The organism is Streptomyces sp. NPDC048392, from assembly GCF_043200575.1.
Taxonomy (GTDB): domain Bacteria; phylum Actinomycetota; class Actinomycetes; order Streptomycetales; family Streptomycetaceae; genus Streptomyces.
Genome location: NZ_JBICYB010000035.1, coordinates 11,138 through 36,240, shown reverse-complemented (window position 1 = coordinate 36,240; position 25,103 = coordinate 11,138). Strand labels below are relative to the sequence as shown.

Here is a 25,103-nt window from a genome sequence, read left to right as displayed (position 1 = left end):
CCCGTTCCGTCAGCCACCGCACTGCGTCAGCAACGTCCTCTTGTCGGGTGCCGTGATCGCCAACTCGTACTTGACGGCGACCTGCGCGAACCGCACGGCGTACGCGCACCGGATCGACTTGTCGGGCGGCAGCCAGGAGGCAGGGCCGGAGTCGCCCTTGGCGGAGTTGGCCCTGCCCTCCACGGGGAGCAGGTTGAGCGGGTCGTTGGCCAGTTGCTCGCGCTTGCTCTCCGCCCACCGCGAGGAGCCCATCTGCCAGCTGTACGACAGCGGCACGACGTGGTCGATCTGGACCTCGCTCGCCTTCTGCTTGCGCCATTCGATGCTCGTCCCCGTGTACGGGTCGTCCAGCGTCATCGCGATGACCACGCAGTCGGAGCCGGACCGGAAGCGCACCCCCTGGCCGTCGCGTTTCAACAGGTCGTTCCGCGTGTCACAGCCGTTCCTCGCCAGCGGCACCCCGTCCGCCGTGTCCATCCACGCGTAGCCGAACTCGTCCCGGTCGTAGCCCGTCTTCGGGCCGCGTCCCTTGGTCCTCAGGCCGTCGATGAGGGCGCGGGCCTTCGCCTCGGGGCCGTCGCCGGTGACCGGGGCGAGGCCCGGTTCGGTTCCGTCGGGGTTCTTCAGCGGGCTGACGGCGTGCCCCGCGGCCGGGGCCTCGGCGCCGCCGCCCGGGGACGATGACCCGTCGCCCCCAAGGCCCTCGCAGCCGGTGACCAGAGCCAGCGCGAGGGCCGTGCCCGCGGCCCACCCGGTACGGATCCTGCCGTGCCGCCTCATGCGTGTCCCTCCCCTTGCCGTTCGCGGGTACCACCGTAGCGACGCAGAGGTCCAGACCATAGGGTGCCTTATGACCCTTAGTGGGCATGCTGGACATAACTGCCGTACGGTCGACAGTGAGTCACGTCTCGGAAGGAGTGCTGCATGGGCATCCTCGACAAGATGAAGAGCATGGCAGGCAAGGACAAGGACAGGTCAAGGAAGATGTCCGACGCCGCCGAGAGCCAGGTCAACCAGAGGACCGGCGGCAAGCACGAGAAGCAGGTCGACTCCGCGCAGCAGCAGGCCGAGGGCAAGCTCGGCTTCGGACGCGAGGGCGGTGACCGGCCGGAACAGCAGTAGCCGCTCCCGTACCCGGACCTGTCGAAGCCGTCGGTGGGGACGGTCCCCGGACCGTCCCCACCGACGGCTTCCCCGGCTCCCGCGGCTCCCGCGGCTCCCGCATGGGACGGTCCGTCGCCCGGAGCGGGCGCTGCGGCCCCAGGACGGCGGGCGGGACACCCCCGGGACCAGCAGGTGCTACGACCCCGGGATCGAGGTCAGGAACTCGCCCACCCAGCCGAGCAGTTCGCGCCCGACCAGCGGCTTGCCGCCCACCTTCGCGGTCTTCGGGCGCGGTACGAGGACCTGGTGCGCGCCCGCCTTGATGACGCTGCCGGGGTAGAGCCGCTTGAGTCTCAGCTCCTGGGACTCGCGCAAGTCCACGGGCGCGAAGCGGATGTTGTTGCCCTGGAGCACGATCTCGCCGACGGCGCACGCCCGCGCGAGCATCCGCAGACCCGCGACCAGCAGCAGGTTCTCCACCGGCTCCGGCAACTTGCCGTAGCGGTCGACGAGTTCCTCGCGTACGGCCTTGACGTCCTCCTCGCTGCCGGCGGAGGCGATGGAGCGGTACGCCTGGAGCCGCAGCCGCTCGCCGGGGGCGTAGTCGTGCGGGACGTGCGCGTCGACCGGCAGTTCGATCTTGACCTCGAGCGGCGGCTCCTCCTCGACACCGCCCTCCAGGGAGGCCCGGTAGTCGGCGACCGCCTCGCCCACCATCCGCACGTACAGGTCGAAACCGACGCCCGCGATGTGGCCGGACTGCTCGCCGCCGAGGAGGTTGCCCGCGCCGCGGATCTCCAGGTCCTTCATCGCCACGTACATGCCCGCGCCCATCTCGGTGTGCTGGGCGATGGTGGCGAGCCGCTCGTGCGCGGTCTCCGTCAGGGGCTTCTCCGGCGGGTACAGGAAGTACGCGTAGCCGCGCTCCCGTCCTCGGCCGACGCGGCCGCGCAGCTGGTGGAGCTGGCTGAGGCCGAAGTTGTCGCCGCGCTCGACGATGAGGGTGTTGGCGTTGGAGATGTCGATGCCGGACTCGACGATCGTGGTCGAGACGAGGACGTCGAACTTCTTCTCCCAGAAGTCGACGACGACCTGCTCCAGGGCCTGCTCCGACATCTGGCCGTGGGCGGTGGCGATGCGCGCCTCGGGGACGATCTCGCGCAGCCTGGCCGCCGCGCGGTCGATGGACTCGACGCGGTTGTGGATGTAGAAGACCTGGCCCTCGCGCAGCAGCTCGCGGCGGATCGCGGCGCCGATCTGCTTGTGCTCGTAGGGGCCGACGAAGGTCAGCACCGGGTGGCGCTCCTCCGGCGGGGTGGTGATCGTGGACATCTCGCGGATGCCCGTGACCGCCATCTCCAGGGTGCGCGGGATGGGCGTGGCGGACATGGTCAGCACGTCGACGTTGGCGCGCAGCTTCTTCAGCTGCTCCTTGTGCTCGACGCCGAAGCGCTGCTCCTCGTCGACGACGACCAGGCCCAGGTCCTTGAACCTGGTCTCGGAGGAGAACAGGCGGTGGGTGCCGATGACGACGTCCACCGAGCCCTCGCGCAGGCCCTCCAGTGTCGCCTTCGCCTCGGTGTCGGTCTGGAAGCGGGACAGCGCCTTCACGCTCACCGGGAACTGGGCGTAGCGCTCGCTGAACGTCCCGAAGTGCTGCTGCACCAGCAGGGTGGTGGGGACGAGTACGGCGACCTGCTTGCCGTCCTGGACGGCCTTGAAAGCGGCGCGCACCGCGATCTCGGTCTTGCCGTAGCCGACGTCGCCGCAGATCAGGCGGTCCATCGGGACCGTCTTCTCCATGTCGTCCTTGACCTCGGCGATGGTGGTGAGCTGGTCCGGCGTCTCCACGTAGGGGAAGGCGTCCTCCAGCTCGCGCTGCCAGGGCGTGTCCGCGCCGAACGCGTGCCCGGGCGCCGCCATCCGCGCGCTGTAGAGCCTGATCAGGTCGGCGGCGATCTCCTTGACCGCCTTCTTGGCGCGGGCCTTGGTCTTGGTCCAGTCGGCGCCGCCGAGGCGGTGCAGGGTGGGGGCCTCGCCGCCGACGTACTTGGTGATCTGCTCCAGCTGGTCGGTGGGGATGTAGAGCCGGTCGCCCGGCTGGCCGCGCTTGGCCGGGGCGTACTCCACGACCAGGTACTCGCGGGTGGCGCCCTGCACGGTGCGCTGGACCATCTCGATGTAGCGGCCGACACCGTGCTGCTCGTGGACGATGTAGTCGCCCGTCTCCAGGGTGAGCGGGTCGATGGTCTTGCGGCGCCGGGCGGGCATCCGGGCGCCCTCGCGGCCGGCGGCCTTCTGCCCGGTCAGGTCGGTCTCGGTGAGCACGGCGAGCTTGAGGGCCTGGTCGACGAAGCCGTGGTCGATCGAGCCGCAGGAGACGTGTACGACGGAGGGGCTGAGGGTGCCGAGGTCGTTGTCGAGGCGGGCCGCGATGCCCTCGCCGCCGAGGACCTCGACGGTGCGGGCCGCGGGGCCGTGGGCCTCGGTGACGTAGACCGCGCGCCAGCCGTCGGCGAGCCAGCCCTTGGTGTCGGCCAGCGCCTTGGCGGTGTCGCCGCGGTAGGTGTCGGGGGCGTGCATGCCGAGCTTGAGGGTGTCCCCGGCCGCGTCGGCGGCATAGGTCTCCGTCAGTTCCCCGTCGGCGGCGAACGGCGAGACGGACCACCACATCATGTCCAGTTCGCGGGCCCGCTCGCGGACGTCCGCGAGGGACCACAGGGACGCCGCGTCCACGTCGATGGGCGCCTCGCCGCCGCCGGCGGCGGTGGCGGCCCAGGACGCCTGGAGGAACTCCTGCGAGGTCGCCACCAGGTCCGCGGCCCGCGTGCGCACCCGCTCGGGGTCGCAGACCAGGGCCATGGCGTCCTCGGGCAGCACGTCGAGCAGCAGTTCCATCTCGTCGACGAGGACGGGGGCCAGGGACTCCATGCCCTCGACGGCGATGCCCTCGGCGATCCTGCCGAGCAGTTCGCCCAGCTCGGGGTGGTCCTCGGCGAGGACGCGGGCGCGCTCGCGTACGTCGTCGGTGAGGAGCAGCTCGCGGCAGGGCGGGGCCCACAGACCGTGCTCGGCGACCTCCAGGGAACGCTGGTCGGCGACCTTGAAGTAGCGGATCTCCTCGACGTCGTCGCCCCAGAACTCGACGCGGAGCGGGTGCTCCTCCGTCGGCGGGAAGACGTCCAGGATGCCGCCGCGCACGGCGAACTCGCCGCGCTTCTCCACCAGCTCCACGCGCGCGTACGCCGCCGCTGCCAGCGCCTGGACGACCTCCTCCAGGTCGGCGCTCCGCCCGGTGTTCAGCGCCACCGGCTCCAGGTCGCCGAGGCCCTTGACCTGCGGCTGGAGCACGGAGCGTACGGGCGCGACGACGACGGAGACCGGGCCGGTCTCCGGGTCGTCGGGGCGGGGGTGGGCCAGGCGCCGCAGGACGGCCAGGCGGCGGCCGACGGTGTCGCTGCGCGGGCTGAGCCGCTCGTGCGGGAGGGTCTCCCAGGAGGGGTACTCCACGACGCCCTCGGACGGCAGCAGGGAGCGCAGGGCCGCGGCCAGGTCCTCCGCCTCGCGTCCCGTCGCCGTCACCGCCAGCACGGGGCGGCCCGTCTCGCGGGCCAGGGCGGCGATCGCGAAGGGGCGGGCCGCGGGCGGGCCGACCAGGTCGACGTGCATGCGGTTGCCGTCCGCGGCCGCGGAGATCGCTTCCGCGAGGGCGGTGTCCTTGACGACGGCGTCGAGCAGACCGTGCAGGCTCATGGAGGGGGCGCTTCCGTCCTGGGGTGGGACAACACGAATAACCCGGCGCGGTGAGGGCCGGGGGTCTCCAGGGTACGTCGGTCCGCTCGGGTGCGCCGGGGGCTGTGGACGGCGCCGGGTGCGTGGCGGCTTCCGGGGCCGCGTCGAAAAGGACCCGGCGCCGGGGGCGGTGAGGCCTCCGGCGCCGGGTCTCCCCCGCAACCCCCGTGTGCGGTGGCTGTCGGGCGCTACTCCGTCGCGATGGCGTTCAGGACGTTCATGCGGCCCGCCCGGAAGGCCGGGACCAGGGCGGCGAACAGGCCCACGAAGGCCGAGCCGACGAAGACTCCGATGATCGTCGGCCAGGGGATGTCGAGGACGTTCAGGCCCTCCAGTGCGAGCAGCTTCTGCGCGGTGGCGCCCCAGCCCATGCCCAGTCCGAGGCCCAGCAGGGCGCCGAAGAGGGCGATGACGACGGACTCCATGCGGATCATGCGGCGCAGCTGGCGGCGGGAGAGGCCGATCGCCCGCATCAGGCCGATCTCGCGGGTCCGCTCGACCACCGACAGGGCCAGGGTGTTCACCACGCCGAGGACGGCGACGATGATCGCCAGGGCGAGCAGACCGTAGACCATGTTCAGCAACTGGCCGACCTGGTCCTTCAGCTCCTGCTTGTAGTCGGTCTGGTCGGCCACCTGGTACTGCGGGTACGCGTCCAGCGACTTCTTCAGCGCCGCGTACGCCTGGTCGGCGTGGCCGTCCTCGGCCGTGGCGAACATGATGGTGTTGGGCGGGACGTTCCGGGCCGGCAGGTACTTCCGCATCGTCTCGATGCTGATGTACCGGGCGCCCTGGTCGATGGCCACGTCGTCGCTCGTGATCGCGGCGACCTCGAGCTTCGCGGTCTCGCCGCCCTTGAAGGCGACGGAGAGGGTGTCGCCGACGTGCACGCCGTGCTTCTCGGCGTAGTCCGAGCCCACCGACATGGCGTCCGTGCCGTAGGCGGCGGAGAGCTTGCCCTCCGTGGTCTCGCGGCGCACGTCCTCGGCGTAGGTCGGGTCGGCCGCCGTGACACCGTCGTCGTCCGTCTTGCCGTCGGGCGAGGTCAGCGTGGCGTCGAGCGTCTTGTAGCGGGTGACGTGCTCCAGGCCGGGCGTGTCCTGCATGGCCTTCTCGGCCTGCGGCACGATCCGCTGGTTGCCCTGGACGATGAAGTCCGCGCCGACCGTCTTGTCCAGCTCGCTGGTGGCCGAGGCGACCATGGAGGAGCCGACGACGGACAGGCAGGCCACCAGCGCGAGGCCGATCATCAGGGCGGCGCCCGTGGCGCCGGTGCGGCGCGGGTTGCGCAGGGCGTTGCGCTCGGCGAGCCGGCCCACGGGGCCGAAGGCCCGCAGCAGCACCGCGCTGATCGCCCGGACCACGAAGCCGGCCAGCAGCGGGCCGATGACGACGAAGCCGATGAGCGAGAGCACGATGCCCGCGCCGAGCATCAGTGAACCGTCGCTCGCCTTGTCGGCGGAGGCGGCGGTGAACAGGGCGGCGGCACCGGCGCCGGTGAGCACCAGGCCGATCAGTCCGCGGACGCGCCCGGCCCTGCCGTCGGCCGGTGTGCCGGCGTCGCGCAGGGCGGCCATCGGCGAGATCCTGCCGGCGCGGCGGGCCGGCAGATAGGCCGCCAGGACGGTGACCACGATGCCGAGGAGCAGCCCGGTCACGGGGGTCGCCGTCTTGATGGTGAGGTCGTCGGTGGACAGGTTCATGCCCGCCGCCGACATCAGCTTCATCAGGCCGATGGCGATGCCGACGCCGGCCGCGACCCCGAGGGCCGAGCCGACGACGCCGAGGAGGAACGCCTCGACCAGCACCGAGCGGTTGACCTGCCGGCGGGAGGAGCCGATGGCCCGCATCAGGCCTATCTCGCGGGTGCGCTGGGCGACCAGCATGGAGAAGGTGTTGATGATCAGGAAGATGCCGACCAGGAACGCGATCCCGGCGAAACCGAGCATGGCGTACTTGATGACGTCCATGAACTCGCCGACGTCCTCGCGGCCTTCGTCGGACGCCTCCTCGGCCGTCTGGACCTTGAAGGTGTCCCCCAGGGCTCCGGAGACGTTCCGCTTGAGCTGCGCGTCGGTGACGCCGGACGCGGCGGTGACGTTGAACTGGCTGAACCGGTCGGCGCCGCCGAGCAGTTCACGCTGCGCGGTGGGGGTGTCGAAGTAGACGACCGCGGCACCCGGGTTGGTGACGGTGAAGGAGGCGATACCGACGATCTCCGCCTTGAAGTCGCCGGTCTGCGCGATGGTGCGCAGCTCGTCACCGATCTTCAGGTCGTGCTTGTCGGCGGTGCCGGAGTCGACCATCGTCTCGGTCGGGCCGCGCGGCGCGTGACCCGAGGTGATCTCCATGGACCGCAGGTCGTTCCTGGTCCAGTTCCCGGCGAGGGTCGGGGCGCCGTTGGTGGCCCCCACGTTGTCGTTGTCGGCGTCGACGACGGTCACGTTCGTCGAGACGACCGCGCCCTCGGCCGACTCGACGCCCTCGGCCGAACGGATCTTCTCCAGCGTGGACGCGGGCAGCGACTCGGGCACCCCGTTCTGCGGGGTGTCCTCGGCCTTGGCGTCCTTCGGGGCGACCGTCACGTCCGAGGAGGTGACCGCGAAGAGCTTGTCGAAGGTGGTGTTCATCGTGTCGGTGAACACCAGGGTGCCGCACACGAACGCCACCGACAGCAGCACCGCCACCGCCGAGAGCGCCATGCGGCCCTTGTGTGCGAAGAAGTTGCGCATCGAGGTCTTCACCACGGTCATGACGTGCGCCCCCGGGCGTCGAAGTCCTTCATGCGGTCGAGCACGGCGTCCGCGGTGGGCTGGTACATCTCGTCCACGATCCGGCCGTCGGCGAGGTACAGCACCCGGTCCGCGTAGCTGGCGGCCACCGGGTCGTGGGTGACCATCACGATGGTCTGGCCCAGCTCGGTGACGGAGCGGCGCAGGAAGCCGAGGACTTCGGCACCGGCGCGCGAGTCGAGGTTTCCGGTCGGCTCGTCACCGAAGATGATCTCGGGGCGGGCGGCCAGGGCCCGCGCCACCGCGACCCGCTGCTGCTGGCCGCCGGAGAGCTGGGTGGGCCGGTGCCTGAGCCGGCCGGCGAGCCCCACGGTCTCCACGACCCGGTCCAGCCAGGCGCGGTCGTACTTGCGGCCGGCGATGTCCATGGGCAGCGTGATGTTCTCGAGCGCGTTGAGCGTCGGGAGCAGGTTGAACGCCTGGAAGATGAAACCGATCCGGTCCCGGCGCAGTTGCGTGAGCCTCTTGTCCTTCAGGCCGGTGATCTCGGTCTCGTCGAGGTGGATCTGCCCGCTGGTGACGGTGTCCAGGCCTGCCAGGCAGTGCATCAGCGTGGACTTGCCGGAGCCCGACGGGCCCATGATGGCGGTGAACCGGCCGCGGGCGATGTCCACGTCCACGTGGTCGAGGGCGACCACCCGGGTCTCACCCGACCCGTAGGCCTTCACGACCTGCCGCGCTCGCGCGGCAACGGCCGTACGCCCTCCAGTGCTCCCGTGCGTGGGAATACCTACGGCCGATGTCATGTCAAGTCTCCTATGTCGGTCATCGAGTGAGCCGCCGGTGCCGCGACCGTCGTGGTGTTGCCATCGTGCGGATGCCGTGCCGCCGTGCTGCTGCCTCGAAGAGTCTGTCCGGAACCGGGGGCCGACCGCGCTGGTGTTCAGCGCAGTCTTCTACGGGGGGAAACCCCACCCCCGCGGGTCCGGTTCGCCGCCCCCCAGCGGCGTAAAGCCAGATTAAGGACGCCATCGGGTCCTTCTCGTCCTCCGTCGGTACGAACCCTCCCCGAGCCGTAGTACGGAGGTACCCCTAGGGGCAGTCCACCCTCCGGTGGAGCGGACCTCGGGGTCGCCCTCCACCCTCGGACGCACCGGGCGTCCACCCTGCCGCGGCGTCAGGGTCGAGCGGGCACCCCCGGCGGCCGCACACCGACCGACCCCGCCGCACACCGGCACAGGGCGATCGAGAACGCCGGAAGCCCCGGCTTGAGCCCGAGGAGCACGTCACAGGCGTACCGGACCGCTCAGCACCCTCATCGGGGGCACACCGGCCCTACGGCTCCTGTCGCCCGCACCCCCCTGTTCGCCCCTCCTCGGCTTCGCCTGCGGCCGGCCGGGCACGCTGCTCTCCGGCCGGTACGAGGCGCGGGAGCGGCGCCTGCCCTACGAGGCGGTGGAGGCCCCGAGCCCACGCCGGGGCGGTACGCCAGGGCGGTACGCCAGGGCGAGCGGCGGCGCGGACGCGGGCACGGCCGGGCCGTCGGGCGTCACTCCACCGCCCGGCCCGTCAGCGAACTGAGATTGCTGCGCACGGAGGCCATGTGAGCCTGGAGCTCGTCCCACCGCTCCCCGTGCTCGCGCAGCACCCGTTCCGTCTCGCGGGCGATCCGCTCCTGCCGCGCCCGGGCCTCGGCGACCACCTCGGCCGCCCGGGTCCGCGCCTCCTCCTGCCACCGCCCGGCCGCCTCCCGGGCATCGGCCAGCTCCTGTTCCGCCTCGCGCACCCCTTGCTCGGCACGCGCCACCAGCTCCGCGTGGTGGGCGTCCAACGCCTGCGCGCGCTCGTTCTCGGCCCGCTCGGCGGCGGCCCACCGTTCGGCGAGCTCCCGGCTCTGCTCGGCGACCGTCCCGGCGGTGCGCCGACGCGTCTCGCGCAGCGCGGACAGCGCCTCCCCGCGACCCGCCTTCACCTCGCGCCGTGCTTCGATCCGCGCCTCGTCGGCCTCCGCGCGTGCCGCGAGCAGCCGCTGCCTGGCCCGTTCGTCGGCCTCGGCGCGTACGGCGTCGGCGTGCGCCCCGGCCGCCTCAAGCAGCCCGGCCGCGTACGCCCGCGCGTCCTCCGTCAGCTCCTCCGCGGCACCGCGCGCCCGCTCGCGTACGGCCTCGGCCTCCTCCCTGCCGAGCTGGAACAGGTGCCGCGCGCGCTCCCCCAGTTCCTCGTAGTCCTGCTCGGTGAGCTGCGCGACGACCTCCCGCAGGTCCTCCAGGTCCTCCTCCATCTCCCTGGCCAGCACGGTGAGCCGGGCGGCCCGCTCCCAGGCCGCGTCACGCTCCTCGGAGAGGGCCTCGGCGTACGCCTCCACCTGCTCGGGCCGGTAGCCGCGCCCGCGCCCGCGTACGGTCACGAACCCGTGGGGAGACGCCGACGCACCGCTCATGCTCATCACCCCTGAACCACCCTGTGGTGAACCTGCCGCATCAAATGGACTTACCCGACTTTATGGATCGGAAGTAAACCCTCATAATCCGACACACCGCACGGAAACGGGCGGGGCCCGGCCGACCGGTGAGTCGACCGGGCCCCGCCCGTCGGGTACGTCAGCGGCGCGAGCGCCTCACAGCAGCCCGTCCCACATCTGCTCCAGCAGCACCGACCACCAGCTCTCCGGCGACCCCAGCGCCGCCGGGTCCAGCGCGGCCAGCTGCGCCTGGAAGTCCACCGTCCAGCGACCCGCCTGCTCCTGGTTCAGACCGAACCTGAGCCGCCACATCCGGCCCAGCAGCGCCAGGCAGCGCGCGAACTCCGGCAGCCCCGTGTTCACGAACTGCGGCGGCACGGTCGCGCCGCCCGGACCCGCCTCCACCGGCACCGCCACGATGGCCGCCGTACCGTACTGGACACAGATCGCCCGGCCGAAGTCACTGCCCACGACGAGGTACGACCCCGCGTCCGAGGCCGGCTGCACACCGCGCTCGGCGGCCAGCTCCGCCAGCGTCGGCACCGGGCGGCCCGGCTGGGCCTGCGCCCAGAAGAACGGACCCATGTCCATCGGCAGTCCCGCGGCCACCAGCGTGTGCGCCACCACAGGCGGCACGCCCTGCCGGGACACCGCGGCCTGCTCGAACCGGAAGACCCCCGGGCCGAACGCCCCGGCCAGCTCCTGCCCGACGGCCTCCGGCGGAACCGGCGGAACCGGCTGCACCCGCGGCAGCGGAACACGCACCGGCGCAGGACGCGCCGGACCGTCGGCCACCTGGTGCAACTCGCCCTGGTGCGCCAGCAGTTCCTGCATGCCCTGCTGCCGGCTCGCGTGGTCCAGGCCGTACGGCGCGATCGAGGTGATCCGCGCCTGCGGCCACTGCTCCCGGATCATCCGCGCGCAGTAGGCGCCCGGCAGCTCGCACGACTCCAGCTCGGTGTGCAGCTCCAGCACCTGGTCCGGCGGCACGTTCATGGCGCGCAGCTCGTGGAACATCTGCCACTCCGGGTGCGGCGTACCCGGCGCGGAACGCCGGATCAGCTGCTGCTCGGAACCGTCCTGCGCGCGGTAGCGCAGCACGGCCTGGTAGCCGGGACCGACGGTCGGCTGACCGGCGGGCCGCGGCGGATAGCCGTACGCCGGTGGCGGGCCGGGCGGTACGGGCTGTCCGTGCGGCGGCACGGCACCGGGCGGCATGGGCTGCGCGGCACCGGGAACGCCGGGGGCACCGGGGGGCGGCGGAGGCGCGCCGATGCCGCCGGGACCGCCCGCCGGGGGGGCGGCCAGCACGGTCTGCGCGTGGTGCACGGCACCGCCCGCACCGCCCGCACCGCCCACGGGACCGTGTGCCCCGGGGACGCCGGGAGCGGCCGGGGGAGGCGGCGGCGCACCCGGACCGGAAGGGGCGCCGGGCCCACCGGGAGCGGCAGGCGCGGCGGGAACACCAGGAGCACCCGGACCGGCCGGGGCGCCGGGAGGCCCGGGAGGACCGGGAGGACCAGGAGGCTGAGGGGCGCCGCCCGTCCGGCCGGGGTCGGCCAGCATCGTGGCGGCGTGATGCATCCCGCCCGGGGGCGTCCCACCCGGAGCGCCCGGCGCACCCGGCGCACCCGGCGGAGGCGGGGTGCCCGGCGCGCCAGGTCCGGCCGGAGGCTGCGGGGCGTTGGGCGGCGGGGCGCTCGGCGGAGGTGGTGTACCCGGGCCTCCCGGTCCCTCGGGGCCGAGCGACGACACCAGCTGCGTCGGTACGTAGCCGCCCGCCTGCGCACCCGGCGCGGGAGTCCCCGACGACGCGGGCGCGTTCACCGGACGCGCGCCCGGCACGCCCGGGGCGCCCGGCGGGGGCGGCGTGGACGAGCCACCGGCACGGCGCGACGGAGGCGCCGCCTTGCTGGTCGCCGCGTCGGCGATGTCCCCGGCGTTCGGCGCGAGCGGCCCGGGCGGCGCGGCAGGCGCCCCCGGACCGGCAGGCGCCCCCGGACCGGCAGGCGCCCCGGGCCCGGCGGGCGTCCCGGGGCCGGTGGGCGGCTGCGCTGCGGGCGGGGCGGGCGGCGTCGTACCCGCCCCAGCGGGCGCGCCCGGCGCGTTCGGGTCGCCGACCGCGGGCGAGAGCGCCGTCGGCGGAAGCCCGCTGCCGCCCGACATCAGCGCCGTCTTGGCGTCCGGCGTCGCGGAGGGCGGCGGCGTGTCGTCGTCGGCACCGCTCAACGGCGGCGCGAACACGGTGTGGGGCAGCGGTACGGAACGGTCCTCACCGGCGTCCGCGTTGGTGTCCGTCCCCGCCCAGGGCGTCGCCCCGGCGGGCGCACTCGGCGCACCGGAACCCGCCCCGGAGTCGTCGGCGTTCGCCGCGCCGGCCGCGGCCGGCCACCCCGCACCGCTCCCGGACGGGGCCTCCGCGGCTGCCGCGGGAGCCGACGGCGCCCCGGCCCGCGTCTCCGGAAGCACGGCCCCGCCACCGGCCGCGGACCCGCCACCGGCACCGGCACCGGCACCGGCACCGATGTCGGTCCCGGCGCCGCCGGTGCCCTCCGTGTCACCGCCGCCCTGGTCCCCGCGCCGGCGATCCGGAATGCCGATCCTGTCGGCCGCCTCCTGCAACCACTCCGGCGGACTCAGCAGGAACGACGTCTGGTTCAGGTCCACCCGCGCCGCGGGCGCCGGGGCCGGTGTCGCGGCCTCGTCGGGACGGCCGTACTCCTCCTCGTACCGGCGGACCACCTCGCCCACCGGCAGCGAGGGCCACAGCGTCGCCTCGCCGCTGTCCCGGGCGATCACCAGCCGCTGCGCACCCCCGTCCGAACGCGGGCCGTCCGCACGGTCCTCGGCCCACACCACGAACCCGAGGCCGAACTCCCGCACCCGCACCTCGCGGTGCTGGTACGCCGGCAGCTCGCCGTTGACCCACTCCTCCGCGCGCTCCTGCGCCTGCGCGAACGTCACCATCGTCAGCTCACTCCCCTACAGACGCCGACGTCACGGGCACCGCACGCGCGAAACCGCCGTCCACCATCAGGTTCGCCACCGTCTCCAGCTCCGGCGGGGACCCCGCCAGCCGCGACAGGAACACGTCGAAATCCTCACCGCAGGGCAGCAGCAGCCGCTCCACCCGGTCCGCCGGCGGCAACGAGGGATCCACGTCCCGCACGTCGTCGTAGGCGCAGAACCACACGGAACCGATCCACTCGCCCTTCACCTTCACCGCGAGCAGACCGCCCTGCACGAAGGCGACGCCCAGGTAGTCCTTGGTCAGGTGGTCCCGCAGGCACTTGTTGACATAGACCAGGTCGTTGACCGCCGCCTCCTCGCGCACCGTGAAGAACGGCTGGTCCACCAGCAGCCCCAGCCCCGCGTCGAGGGCCGTGCCCACCGGCGCACAGCCGCCCGCCGCCTTCAGGAACGACCGGTACGCGCCCGGCAGCCGGTACCCGAGGTCCTCCTCGACGCCCTGCACCTGCTGCTCCGTGACGGCGACACCCGACTTGGGCAGACCGAAATGCGCGGGACGCGTCTCCTGCAACGGCCGCGTGCCGCGCTTGCCCTGGTCCACCAGCGCCGTCGAGATCCCGCCGTGATGGCGCAGCAGCGCCTTCACCTCGACCGGGACCAGCTCCATCCGCCGCGATCCGGCCGCGTGGTGCCACGTCCAGCCGTGCGGCGTCGCCACCGCCGGCACCGTGTCCCACAGTTCGTGCCCGGACGCCGACAGGGCCGCGTTCGCCGACACGTAGTCCGTCAACCGCAACTCGTCGACCCCGAACCCCTCCGGCGGGTCCGCGATCTCCGCGACCGCACGGGCGTACGGCGAGAAGACGGGGTAACCACCCTCGTCCACGCGTACCCCTCTCGGGTGACGGGCCGCCCGCACCGGATCCGGGAAATGCACGACCTGCCCGGCATAGGCCGCGTTCGGCGGCGCGGCCGCTTGCCCGAGCCGACCTGTCGTCATGGCGGTTGCCCCCTGCGGCGTCTGTTCTGATCTGTCTGCACTGTCTGAACTGTCGGTTCACCGCACGCGATCGCGGTGCCGACAGCCTATGCGGTACGGCGAGAGGGGTCACCGGCGCCGGACCTCGCCCCCGGCACCCGGCACCTCCGCTTCCGTGACCAGCCGTCACCCTCCCGTGACACACCGCCCATACCCGGGCGTGTCGCCACGCCCCAGCTTCCGCAGCAGCCACGGGATTTGGCACTCTGTGACCTTCGGGGGGATGCTCAGGAGGGGAAGACGATCATGAGTGCGACACAGACGGGACCCGACACCGGGCGGTCCGACGACCCCCACGGCGGCGACCCCCGCATCGGCTGGAGCAGCACCGACGCCCAGCTCGCCCCCATCCTCCGGCACCGCCGCGACGGCATACTCCCGACCGTCGCCGCCGCCCTCTCCGTGCGCGGCACCACCCTCACCGGCACCCCCACCCGCGCCGACGCGCCACCCGCTCTGCACCACCTCGTGCAGGACTTCCTCGACACCCTCACCAGCGGCCAACGGGACCGCTACACGGGCCGCTGCGCCGAGACCATCCTCATCTCACGGCACCTGGCCACCGCCGACGCCGCACGCAGCAAGCGCGCCGCACGCAAACCCATGACCAACGGCGAAGCCCGCAAAGCGCTCAAACACGCCAAACTCACCACCCGCCGCATCCGCGAGGACGGCGACCCCCTCCACGGCGCCTTCGCGGCACCGTGCCGCGCGTGCACCGCCCTCAGCGCACACTTCGGCGTCCGCATCGTCGACCCCACGCCCCACGACGGCTGACCCGCCGCGACCGACGCCCACGACCGACGCCCACGACCGGCCCGCGCGACGGACCCGACCGAGCAGGCCGACCCACCGACCGAGCCGACCGAGCAGGCCGAGCAGGCCGACCCACCGAACGGCCGCCTCACCGAACGGGCCGCCTCACCGAACGGGCCCAGCACACCGGACAGGCACCCAGCACACCGAGCCGACCGAAACGAACCAAGGGCAGATGCAAGCCGACCGCACCTCCACCACCCGCTTCCCCGTCCCCGTCGACGCCGCACTGCGCGACGCCGGCTGGCAACCCGGACGCTGGGACATCAAGCAGGCCGAGATCTGGGCCGACACCCTGCGCGGGCACACCTCACCCGCGGGACACCGCCACACCGTCTTCCCCGCCGCGGTCGAGGCCTGGGCCGAATTCGGCGGCCTCCACCTCGCGCCCACCGGGCCCGGCCGCCAGATCGCCCCCGCGACCCTGCACCTGGACCCCCTGCACGGCCTCCACATGGCCCGCACCCTCGGCGACCTCGGCCGCGCCCTCGGCACCCGGACCTGCCCGCTCGGCGCCGAGACCGACAGCCAGGCCCTCGTCGCCATCGACGCCGAGGGCCGCGTCTACATGCTCGACCACACCGGTGACTGGTACCTCGGCGCCGACATCGACACCGCCCTCGCCACCCTGATCGCCGGCACCCAGCCGACCCGCCTCACCATGGGCTGAGCATGGACGGGCCGGCACGACGGCACGACGGCACGACGGCACGACGGCACGACGGCACCGGCAGGAGAACACCACCACGCGCCTACGACGCCGGAATCACCGCCGACACCCGGAAACCCCCCGCGTCGGTCGGCCCCGACACGAACACACCCCCCAGAGCGGCCACCCGCTCCTTCATCCCCACCAGCCCGTTGCCACCCGACGGCAACCGCGCCGACTCCGCCGACAGCTCCGGCGGCGGCTCGTTCTCCACCTGCATCGCGATCTCCGAGACCCGATGCGCCAGCCGTACGTACGTCTTCGCGCCCGCCGCGTGCTTGTGCACATTCGTCAACGCCTCCTGCACCACCCGGAAAGCCGTCGACTCCACCTCCGCCGCATACGAACGCTCCTCCCCCTCCACGGACAGGTTCACGACCATCCCGGCCGCCTCCGACTGCCCGATCAGCTCGTCCAGCTCCGACAGACACGGCCCGTCCGGCGACGACTCCCCGTCCTCCACCGCCCGCGAGGCCGCCGCCGCGGCAGCCACCCCCACCGCGGCCAACGGCACCGACGCCCGCTCGGCAAGCGCACCGCCCCCGCCACTGCGCAACACCCCGAGCATCTCGCGCAGCTCCGTCAGCGCCTGCCGCCCCATGTCCCCCACCAAGGCAGCGTTCTTCACCGCCTTCTCCGGGTCCTTCCGGGCCACCGCCTGAAGGGCCGCGGCGTGCACCACCATCAGACTCACCCGGTGCGCGACCACATCGTGCATCTCCCGCGCGATCCGCGTCCGCTCCTCACCCCGCGCCCACTCCGCACGCTCCTCCGCACGCTCGGCGAGCAACTGCAACTCCCGCTCCAGGCTGTCCGCGCGCTCCCGCAGGCTCTCCATCAGCCGCCGCCGCGCCCCGACGTACAGGCCCAGCAGCAACGGCGGCGCGGTCATCCCCAGCGACGTCCCGATCGACGCGAACGGGAAGAACCAGTCCCCGAAATCGACGCCGTCCCGCCCCATGTCCTGCCGCAACCGGACGAACGTCACGATCAACGTCCCCAGGAACGACATCCCGGCCAGGGCCCCGATGATCCGCCGCGGCAGCTCCGACGCCGCCAGCGTGTACAGGCCGACGATGCCCAGCAGGATGCCCATCTCGGCCGGTGTGACGGCGATCGCCACCAGCACCACCGCGATCGGGTACTTCCGCCGCACCACCAGCACCGAACCGGCCAGCAGCCCGAAGACGACCCCCATCGCGAACGGGATCCCGGCATCCCGCGCGAACGGAACCCCCTCCGCCGCGCACTCCAGCGCGGACACGACTCCGAGGCTCACATCGAGCACCGCGCCGCGCCGCCTGTCCCACCACCAAGGCCCACCCCGGGCCGGTTCGTGGTCTTCCCCCGTCGTGGTCATGGCTCCAGCCTACGGGCGCCGGGCGCCCCATTTCCGGTGACTTTCGACAAACGATACGACGCGATAGCCCTCGAACTGGTGAACCCCGAGCCGTTCGCCTCCGGAAGCGAAGATTCCGGCCGGACGGTTTGCCCGTGGCACATTCACAGAGGGGAGGCAGGCTGCGGCCGCGTGAGGAGGAGCCCCGGCGGACAAGACGGTCGGCCGCGGAGGAAAGGCGGTCGGCCGCGGAGGAGAGGGCGGCACGACCGACCCCGACGACCCTCGGGAAGCGCGCCTGTGGCACCGACCGGAAGAACGGCGACAGCCCCTGCGGATGGCTCCGGGCAGACGCGGGGACGGAGCCGGGGTGCACCGCCGCACCGAAGGCTGGTGGTCCCGAAGGGCGGTGGCAGCCGAACAACGAACACCGTAGGCTGGCCCCGGCATTCCCGGGTTGCTCTGTCGGTAGGGGCGACTGGACTTTGAATCCAGGTAAGACGCAGGTTCGACTCCTGCCCCGGGAGCTCCCGTGCGGGCCCTGACATCACTGTCGGGGCCCGCACTCGTACCCCCCACAAAGCACCCCGGTATCCTGCGGATGTCCACCCCCACCCCCTCAAAGCCGAAGGGCATCCCGTGAGCGCCATTCGCCCGGCCGCCGTCGTCGTTCTCGCAGCGGGTGAGGGCACCCGTATGAAGTCGGCCACTCCCAAGGTCCTGCACGAGCTGTGCGGCCGCTCCCTCGTCGGGCACGTGCTCGCCGCCGCCGGAGAGCTGGACCCCGAGCACCTGGTCGCCGTCGTCGGGCACGCCCGCGAGAAGGTCACCGCGCACCTCGCGGAGGTCGCCCCCGACGTGCGCACCGCCGTCCAGGAGCGGCAGAACGGAACCGGTCACGCCGTGCGGATGGGCCTGGAGGTGCTGGGCGGTGCCGTGGACGGGACCGTGGTCGTGGTCTGCGGCGACACTCCCCTCCTCACCGGCGAGACGCTCCAGGCGCTCGCCGCCACGCACTCCGCCGACGGGAACGCCGTCACCGTGCTGACGGCCGAGGTGCCGGACGCGACGGGGTACGGCCGGATCGTGCGGGAGGGGGCCTCCGGTGCGGTCTCCAAAATCGTCGAGCACAAGGACGCCTCCGCGTCGCAGCGGGCGATCCGGGAGATCAACTCCGGTGTGTTCGCCTTCGACGGGCGGCTGCTCGCGGACGCGCTGGGCAAGGTGCGGACGGACAACAGCCAGGGCGAGGAGTACCTCACGGACGTGCTGGGGATCCTCCGGGAGGCGGGGCACCGGGTCGGCGCGTGCGTGGCCGGCGACCACCGTGAGATCGCGGGGATCAACAACCGCGTGCAGCTCGCGGAGGCCCGCCGGATCCTCAACGACCGGCTGCTGACGGGGGCGATGCTGGCCGGGGTGACGGTGGTCGACCCGGCGACCACGTGGGTCGACTCCACGGTGACGTTCGAGCGGGACGCGGTCATCCACCCGGGCACGCAGCTGCACGGCTCCACGCACCTCGGTGAGGGGTGCGAGGTCGGGCCCAATTCCCGTCTCACGGACACCCGGGTCGACGCGGGGGCGCGCGTGGACAACACGGTTTCCGTCAGCGCCCACATCGGTCCGCAGGCCTCCGTCGGTCCGTACGCGTACCTGCGGCCCGGTACCCGGCTCGGCCTGAAGTCGAAGATCGGTACGTTCGTCGAGGCGAAGAACTCCTCCATCGGCGAGGGGACGAAGGTGCCGCACCTGTCCTACATGGGCGACGCGACGATCGGTGAGTTCACGAACATCGGTGCCGCGAGTGTGTTCGTGAACTACGACGGCCAGGACAAGCACCACACGACGATCGGCTCCCACTGCCGTACCGGTTCGGACAACATGTTTGTGGCTCCCGTCACGGTCGGGGACGGTGCCTACACCGCCGCCGGCTCGGTGATCACGAAGGACGTGCCGCCCGGTTCGCTGGCCGTGGCCCGTGGCCAGCAGCGGAATATCGAGGGTTGGGTGGCTCGGAGGCGTCCGGGGAGCGCGGCGGCGAAGGCGGCCGAGGCGGTGTCCCGCGAGGCGGGCGGCGAAGGCTGACCGGAAACCGGCGCGTCGAACACGGCGTACCGTGATAAGTGCACATCCGCACCCCACCAGCTGAGACGCCCCCGCATCCAGTCGGGAGAGCGCCCCATGACGCTCAGCTGCGAACCTCTGAGGAGTAAGTGCTGTGACCGGGATCAAGACGACCGGCGAGAAGAAGCTGATGTTCTTCTCCGGCCGCGCCCACCCCGAGCTTGCCGAGGAGGTCGCCCAGCAGTTGGGTGTCGGGGTCGTCCCGACGAAGGCCTTCGACTTCGCGAACGGCGAGATCTATGTGCGCTACCAGGAGTCGGCGCGAGGTGCGGACTGCTTTCTGATCCAGAGCCACACGGCTCCGATCAACAAGTGGATCATGGAGCAGTTGATCATGATCGACGCGCTGAAGCGCGCGTCGGCCCGTTCCATCACGGTCATCGTGCCGTTCTACGGTTACGCGCGGCAGGACAAGAAGCACCGGGGACGTGAACCGATTTCGGCGCGTCTGATCGCCGATCTGATGAAGACGGCCGGTGCGGACCGGATTCTGACCGTGGACCTGCACACGGACCAGATCCAGGGTTTCTTCGACGGCCCGGTGGACCACCTGTTCGCGCTGCCGCTCCTGGCGGACTACGTGGGGACGAAGGTGGACCGTTCGAAGCTGACGGTGGTGTCTCCGGACGCGGGCCGGGTGCGGGTGGCGGACCGTTGGTGCGACCGGCTGGGCGCGCCGCTGGCGATCGTGCACAAGCGGCGTGACAAGGACGTGGCGAACCAGGTGACGGTGCACGAGGTCGTCGGTTCGGTGGAGGGCCGGATCTGCGTCCTGGTCGACGACATGATCGACACGGGTGGCACGATCTGCGCCGCGGCGGACGCGCTGTTCGCGCACGGTGCGGAGGACGTCATCGTGACGGCGACGCACGGTGTGCTGTCGGGTCCCGCGGCGGACCGGCTGAAGAACTCGAAGGTGAGCGAGTTCGTGTTCACGAACACGCTGCCGACGCCGAGCGAGCTGGAGCTGGACAAGATCACGGTGCTGTCGATCGCGCCGACGATCGCGCGTGCGGTGCGCGAGGTGTTCGAGGACGGTTCGGTGACGAGCCTCTTCGACGAGCAGTGAGCGTCGTGCAGTAACCGTTCCGCAGGGCGCCGGCCCTGCTGGTTCGATCGTTTTGGGTACGGCCTTCCTCTCCGAGTAGACTGCTGAAGTTGCTCGGCGAGGGAGGCCGTACGCGTTCGTGTACGGCGGTCCGTTATCGACGCGCTCTTCGTAGCAGGCCGTTCGTGGCCGGGTGACCACGTCCGTTCCTGATTTCCACGAGGAGTGACCATGTCCGAGGTAAAGCTCACCGCCGAGACGCGCACCGAGTTCGGCAAGGGTGCCGCGCGCCGTATCCGCCGTGACAACAAGGTTCCCGGTGTTCTGTACGGTCACGGTTCGGACCCGCTGCACCTGACGCTGCCGGGTCACGACCTGCTGATGGCGCTGCGTACGCCGAACGTGCTGATCGCGCTGGACGTCGACGGCAAGACCAACGAGCTGGCGATCCCGAAGTCGGTGCAGCGCGACCCGATCAAGGGTTTCCTCGAGCACGTGGACCTGCAGCTGGTGCAGCGCGGCGAGACGGTCAGCGTCGAGATCTACGTCCAGACCGAAGGTGAGCTGGCTCCGGGCGGCAACCTGCTGGAGCACGTGCTGAACACGCTGCCCGTCGAGGCCGAGGCCACGCACATCCCCGAGTCGGTCACCGTCTCCATCGAGGGCCTGGAGTCCGGCGCCTCCGTCCTGGCGAAGGACATCCCGCTCCCGGCCGGCACCAAGCTGGCCGTCGAGGGCGACACGGTCGTCCTCCAGGTGCTCTCCGCGCAGGCCGAGGAGGCCCCGGCCGAGGGTGACGAGGCCGCCGAGGCCTGATCTCGCCCACGGTCATCGTTGGGTCGGCCGCTGTTCCCGCGCGGGGCAGCGGCCGACGCGTATGTGTGGACGGGTAGGTGAGGAGAGATGGACGTGACGACGGACGCGGGCGCTCCCTGGCTGGTGGCCGGTCTCGGCAATCCGGGCCCCGGGTACGCCTCGAACCGGCACAACGTCGGTTTCATGGTGGCGGACCTGCTGGCGGAGCGGATGGGGGCGCGCTTCAAGCGGCACGGCAAGGCGCAGGCGCAGGTGGTCGAGGGGCGGATCGGTCCGCCGGGGCCCGCGAGCAGGCGGGTGATCCTGGCGAAGCCGATGTCGTTCATGAACCTGTCGGGTGGGCCGGTGACGGCACTGCGGGACTTCTACAAGGTCCCGGTCGGCAACGTCGTGGCGGTGCACGACGAGTTGGACATCGACTACGGCGTACTGCGGCTGAAGCTGGGCGGCGGGGACAACGGGCACAACGGGCTGAAGTCGATCACGAAGTCGCTGGGTCCGGAGTACCAGCGGGTGCGGTTCGGGATCGGGCGGCCGCCGGGGCGGATGGCGGTGGCGGACTTCGTGCTGCGGGACTTCTCGTCGACGGAGCGCAAGGAGCTGGACTACTTCGTCGACCGGGCGGCGGACGCGGTGGAGGCCCTGCTGATCGAGGGTCTTGAGCGGGCGCAGAGCACGTACAACTCCTGAGGCACGGCTCGTGGCGTACAACTCCTGACTTGTCCCTCGAAGGTGCTCGGTCGAGTTGACCGGGCGCTCAGGTATGGCCAATGATCCCGGCCATGCCTGCCTCTGCCGCCGCCGCTCGTCCCCGTCGGGCCTCGGCCGCCCTGCTGCGGTTCGGCCGGATCGCGGCGATGGGGACGGTCACGGCGCTGCTCCTGATCGCGGGTGTGTGGGCGTCCTGGGGTACGGCGCAGCACGTGCTGCTGACCAAGGGGCGCGAGCAGGGCACGGTCGAGGTGACGCGGTGCGGCGGCGGTTCGTGCAGCGGGCCGTACACGCCGGTGTCGGCGGGGTCGCAGGCGCGGGAGCGGGTCGTCATCGAGGACTCCGTCGCCGTGGCCGAGGGGCGGACGTACGCGGTGGTGGTGAAGCCCGGCGGTGACGAGGTGGTGCGGTCGGGTCCGGCCGGGGTCCTGTACGCGTGGGTGCCGTTGGGCGGGGCGCTGCTGCTGGCGTCGGTGGTGGTGGCCGGGGGGCTGCGGCGGACGCGGGTGGCGTGGGTGATGGCGGGGGCGGGGGCGGCGCTGCTGACGGCGGCGTTCTTCGCGGTGTGAGTGTCCCGCGTACGGCGCCCGGGTGCCCCCGGGCTCTGTGTGAGCCCGGGGGCACCGGTGTGTCGCGTGCGGGGCGTCAGCCCGTGTTGCGCAGGCCCGCTGCCACACCGTTGACGGTGAGGAGCAGGGCTCGGGCCAGCAGCGGGTCGGCTTCCTCGTTCGCGGCGGCGGCCTCGCGCTGGCGGCCGAGGAGGGCGACCTGGAGGTAGGAGATCGGGTCGAGGTAGGCGTCGCGGATGGTGAAGGTCTGCTTGAGAACCGGGTCGGCGTCCAGCAGTTCCCTCTCACCGGTGACGCGCAGCACCTCGGCGACGGTCAGTTCGTGCTCGGCCTTGATGGTGTCGAAGACGTGCTTGAGCTCGTCCGGGACGAGGGTGTCGACGTAGTGCTGGGCGATGCGCAGGTCGGTCTTCGCGAGGGTCATCTCGACGTTGGAGATGAAGTTGCGGAAGAAGTGCCACTGCTGGTGCATCTCGTCGAGCACGGTGTCCAGGCCGGCCTCGCGCAGCGCCTTGAGGCCGGAGCCGACGCCGAACCAGCCGGGGACGATCTGCCGCGACTGGGTCCAGCCGAACACCCACGGGATGGCGCGCAGTCCGTCGAGCGAGACACCCGAGCCGGGGCGGCGGGAGGGCCGCGAGCCCAGGTGCAGGTCGGCGAGCTGGTCGACCGGCGTGGAGGCCAGGAAGTACGCGGGCAGGTCGGGGTCCTCGACCAGCCCCCGGTAGGCCGTGTGGGCCGCGTCGGAGGCCACGTCCATCGCCGCGTCCCAGCGGGCCAGGGCCTCGTCGGACTGGCGGGGCGCGGTGTGCAGGGCGGACGCCTGGAGGGTGGCCGCGACGGTCAGCTCCAGGTTCTCCCGCGCCAGGGCCGGGATGAGGTACTTGTCGGAGATGACCTCGCCCTGCTCGGTGACCTTGATCTCGCCCTCCAGGGTGCCCCAGGGCTGGGCGAGGATCGCGTCGTGGGTGGGGCCGCCACCGCGGCCGACGGTGCCGCCGCGGCCGTGGAAGAGGCGCAGCCGTACGCCGTAGCGGTGGGCGACGTCGCGCAGGCGGCGCTGGGCGCGGTGGATCTCCCACTGGCTGGTGGTGATGCCGCCGAACTTGGAGGAGTCGGAGTAGCCGAGCATGACCTCCTGGACGTCGCCGCGCAGGGCGACCAGACGCCGGTAGGAGGGGTCGGCGAGCAGGTCCTCCAGAATGGTGTCGGCGGCCTTCAGCTCGTCGGTGGTCTCCAGGAGCGGCACGATGCCGATCTTCGCCCAGCCGGCGTGCAGGTCGATGAGCCCGGCCTCGCGGGCCAGCACCGCCGCCGCGAAGACGTCGTCGGCGCCCTGGCACATGGAGATGATGTACGACTCGATGACCTCGGGGCCGAAGACCTCCAGGGCCCGCCTGACGGTCTGGAAGACGCCGAGGGTCTTCTCGCCGGGCGCGTCCACGGGGGCCGGGGTGGGGGCCAGGGGCCTGCGCGAGCGCAGTTCCTTCGCGAGGAGCTTGGTGCGGTAGTCGCGGGGCATGTCGGCGTAGCGCCAGGACTCCTCGCCCAGCCGGTCGAAGAGCTGGCCGAGGGCGTGGTGGTGGGCGTCGGCGTGTTCGCGGACGTCCATGGTGGCGAGCTGGAGGCCGAAGGCGGCCAGGGTGCGGATGGTGCGGGCGAGGCGCCCGTCGGCGAAGAGGCCGCCGCGGTGCTCGCGCAGGGAGGTCTGGACGAGGCGCAGGTCGTCGATGAGTTCGGCGGTGCCGAGGTAGTCGCGGCCGTCCTCGTGGGCGGTGCCCCTGGCGAGGCGCTGCTTGGTGTTCTCCAGCTTCTGCCGGATGCAGGTGGCCTTGAGCCGGTAGGGCTCCTCGGCGTTCAGGCGCTTGTAGCGGGGGCTGATCTCGGGGAGCCGGTCGAGGTCGGCCCGCAGGGAGGCGAGCAGTTCCTCGGTGGCGCCCGCGTAGCGGATGGAGTTGGAGAGGAAGCCGCGCAGCTCGTCGATCGTCTCCAGGGCGTCGTTGATGCCGTGTTCGTGCTGGAGGATGAGGACGTCCCAGGTCACCTGCGGGGTGACGTTGGGGTTGCCGTCGCGGTCGCCGCCGATCCAGGTGCCGAAGGTGAGCGGCCGGGTGTCGTCGGGGAGCTTGACGCCGGCCCGCTCCAGCTCGGCGGTGAGGTCCTCAAGGACGTCGCCTACGGCACCCGCGTGGAGTTCGTCGAGGTAGTAGATGGCGTTGCGGGCCTCGTCGGCGGGCTCGGGGCGTACGACGCGCAGTTCGTCGGTCTGCCAGACGAGGTCGATGTTCTCGGCGAGGCGGATGTCGAGGCGGCGCCGGTCGGACTCGATGACGGGGGTGTCCAGGAGGGCCGCGATGCGGCGCAGCTTGTTGAGGACGGAGCGGCGGGCGGCCTCGGTGGGGTGCGCGGTGAAGACGGGGCGCACGTTGAGGTTGCGGACCGTCTCGCGCAGGTGCTCGGGGTCGGCGTCCTTGAGGCGGTCGGCGGTGCGGGCGAGCAGTCCGCCCTCGGCGGCGCGCTTGGCGCCCAGCTCGCGGCCGCGGTGGACCTGCTCGGTGACGTTGGCGAGGTGGAAGTAGGTGGAGAAGGCGCGGACGAGCTTGGCGGCGGTCTCCAGTTCGGTGCCGCGCAGCAGTTCGGCGGCGGCCTCGCCGTCCTCGCGGGTGAGTCGGCGTACCTTCTCGACGAGTTCCAGCAGTTCGGGGCCCTCCTGCCGGACGAGGGTCTCCCCGAGGAGATCACCCAGTCGGCGGATGTCGGCGCGCAGCTCGCTGCTGGTCGTCGTGGTGGTCTGGTCGTCGGCACTGCTCACAGGTGCGGCTCCTTGCAGTGTTGAAGCTCGTCTGGGAGGGAACCCGAACGGTCGGCTC

General features: G+C 72.2%; 17 protein-coding genes and 1 tRNA gene. 9 read left to right on the top strand and 9 right to left on the bottom strand.

Translation table 11 applies throughout. The features are described from left to right. Window positions 1-9 precede the first annotated feature (9 nt). Window positions 10-780 (bottom strand): HNH endonuclease family protein, encoded by a 771-nt coding sequence (locus ACGFYH_RS31140; protein ID WP_393806526.1) that lies wholly within the window; start codon window positions 778-780, stop codon window positions 10-12. A 144-nt stretch (window positions 781-924) separates the two neighbouring features. Here ACGFYH_RS31140 and ACGFYH_RS31135 point away from each other — a divergent pair, with 144 nt between their 5' ends. After that, complete coding sequence (locus tag ACGFYH_RS31135; protein ID WP_393806525.1) at window positions 925-1,122, top strand: antitoxin; 198 nt, start codon at window positions 925-927, stop codon at window positions 1,120-1,122. Between the two features lie 177 nt (window positions 1,123-1,299). Here ACGFYH_RS31135 and mfd read toward each other — a convergent pair whose 3' ends face one another. The 6 genes from mfd to ACGFYH_RS31105 all read right to left on the bottom strand — a co-directional run bounded on the left by mfd (window position 1,300) and on the right by ACGFYH_RS31105 (window position 14,059). After that, on the bottom strand, window positions 1,300-4,857 hold the full coding sequence (gene mfd, locus ACGFYH_RS31130; RefSeq protein ID WP_393806524.1) for a transcription-repair coupling factor: 3,558 nt from the start codon (window positions 4,855-4,857) through the stop codon (window positions 1,300-1,302). 227 nt (window positions 4,858-5,084) lie between these two features. Continuing rightward, window positions 5,085-7,649, bottom strand: a complete 2,565-nt coding sequence (locus ACGFYH_RS31125) for an ABC transporter permease (protein WP_393806523.1) — start codon at window positions 7,647-7,649, stop codon at window positions 5,085-5,087. Then, entirely contained in the window at window positions 7,646-8,434 is a 789-nt protein-coding gene (locus ACGFYH_RS31120) for an ABC transporter ATP-binding protein (RefSeq protein WP_393806522.1), read from the bottom strand. The genes ACGFYH_RS31125 and ACGFYH_RS31120 overlap by 4 nt, the downstream gene beginning before the upstream one ends. A gap of 743 nt (window positions 8,435-9,177) precedes the next feature. Continuing rightward, window positions 9,178-10,068, bottom strand: a complete 891-nt coding sequence (locus ACGFYH_RS31115) for a cellulose-binding protein (protein ID WP_393806521.1) — start codon at window positions 10,066-10,068, stop codon at window positions 9,178-9,180. Between the two features lie 177 nt (window positions 10,069-10,245). Beyond that, window positions 10,246-13,056: an SUKH-4 family immunity protein gene (locus tag ACGFYH_RS31110; RefSeq protein ID WP_393806520.1), complete on the bottom strand. Its 2,811-nt coding sequence runs from the start codon at window positions 13,054-13,056 to the stop codon at window positions 10,246-10,248. Between the two features lie 7 nt (window positions 13,057-13,063). Beyond that, the gene (locus ACGFYH_RS31105; protein ID WP_393806519.1) at window positions 13,064-14,059 is read right to left on the bottom strand and encodes an SMI1/KNR4 family protein; all 996 of its coding nucleotides are present in this window, start codon (window positions 14,057-14,059) and stop codon (window positions 13,064-13,066) included. A 285-nt stretch (window positions 14,060-14,344) separates the two neighbouring features. Here ACGFYH_RS31105 and ACGFYH_RS31100 point away from each other — a divergent pair, with 285 nt between their 5' ends. Next, window positions 14,345-14,875 (top strand): YwqJ-related putative deaminase, encoded by a 531-nt coding sequence (locus tag ACGFYH_RS31100; RefSeq protein ID WP_393806518.1) that lies wholly within the window; start codon window positions 14,345-14,347, stop codon window positions 14,873-14,875. A gap of 214 nt (window positions 14,876-15,089) precedes the next feature. Beyond that, complete coding sequence (locus ACGFYH_RS31095; RefSeq protein WP_393806517.1) at window positions 15,090-15,584, top strand: SUKH-3 domain-containing protein; 495 nt, start codon at window positions 15,090-15,092, stop codon at window positions 15,582-15,584. 82 nt (window positions 15,585-15,666) lie between these two features. Here the strand turns inward: ACGFYH_RS31095 and ACGFYH_RS31090 are convergent, their stop codons facing one another. Next, window positions 15,667-16,983 carry a sensor histidine kinase gene (locus ACGFYH_RS31090; protein WP_393806516.1) on the bottom strand — a complete coding sequence of 439 codons (1,317 nt, stop codon included), beginning with the start codon at window positions 16,981-16,983 and terminating at the stop codon, window positions 15,667-15,669. Between the two features lie 429 nt (window positions 16,984-17,412). Between ACGFYH_RS31090 and ACGFYH_RS31085 the strand changes: the two genes are divergently transcribed. From ACGFYH_RS31085 to ACGFYH_RS31060, 6 genes are all read left to right on the top strand, one after another. Then, window positions 17,413-17,489, top strand: a tRNA-Gln gene (locus tag ACGFYH_RS31085). A gap of 112 nt (window positions 17,490-17,601) precedes the next feature. Beyond that, window positions 17,602-19,050, top strand: coding sequence for a bifunctional UDP-N-acetylglucosamine diphosphorylase/glucosamine-1-phosphate N-acetyltransferase GlmU (gene glmU / locus ACGFYH_RS31080; protein WP_393806515.1), 1,449 nt, complete (start codon window positions 17,602-17,604; stop codon window positions 19,048-19,050). 133 nt (window positions 19,051-19,183) lie between these two features. Next, entirely contained in the window at window positions 19,184-20,158 is a 975-nt protein-coding gene (locus ACGFYH_RS31075; protein ID WP_393806514.1) for a ribose-phosphate diphosphokinase, read from the top strand. Window positions 20,159-20,368: 210 nt separating this feature from the next. Continuing rightward, window positions 20,369-20,953, top strand: coding sequence for a 50S ribosomal protein L25/general stress protein Ctc (locus ACGFYH_RS31070; RefSeq protein WP_393806513.1), 585 nt, complete (start codon window positions 20,369-20,371; stop codon window positions 20,951-20,953). 87 nt (window positions 20,954-21,040) lie between these two features. Further along, entirely contained in the window at window positions 21,041-21,643 is a 603-nt protein-coding gene (gene pth, locus ACGFYH_RS31065; protein WP_393806512.1) for an aminoacyl-tRNA hydrolase, read from the top strand. A gap of 80 nt (window positions 21,644-21,723) precedes the next feature. Then, entirely contained in the window at window positions 21,724-22,233 is a 510-nt protein-coding gene (locus tag ACGFYH_RS31060; protein WP_393806511.1) for a hypothetical protein, read from the top strand. A 76-nt stretch (window positions 22,234-22,309) separates the two neighbouring features. Here ACGFYH_RS31060 and ppc read toward each other — a convergent pair whose 3' ends face one another. Continuing rightward, a complete protein-coding gene (ppc, locus tag ACGFYH_RS31055; protein ID WP_393806510.1) occupies window positions 22,310-25,045 on the bottom strand; it encodes a phosphoenolpyruvate carboxylase in 2,736 nt (911 codons plus the stop codon). Between the last annotated feature and the right edge of the window lie 58 nt (window positions 25,046-25,103).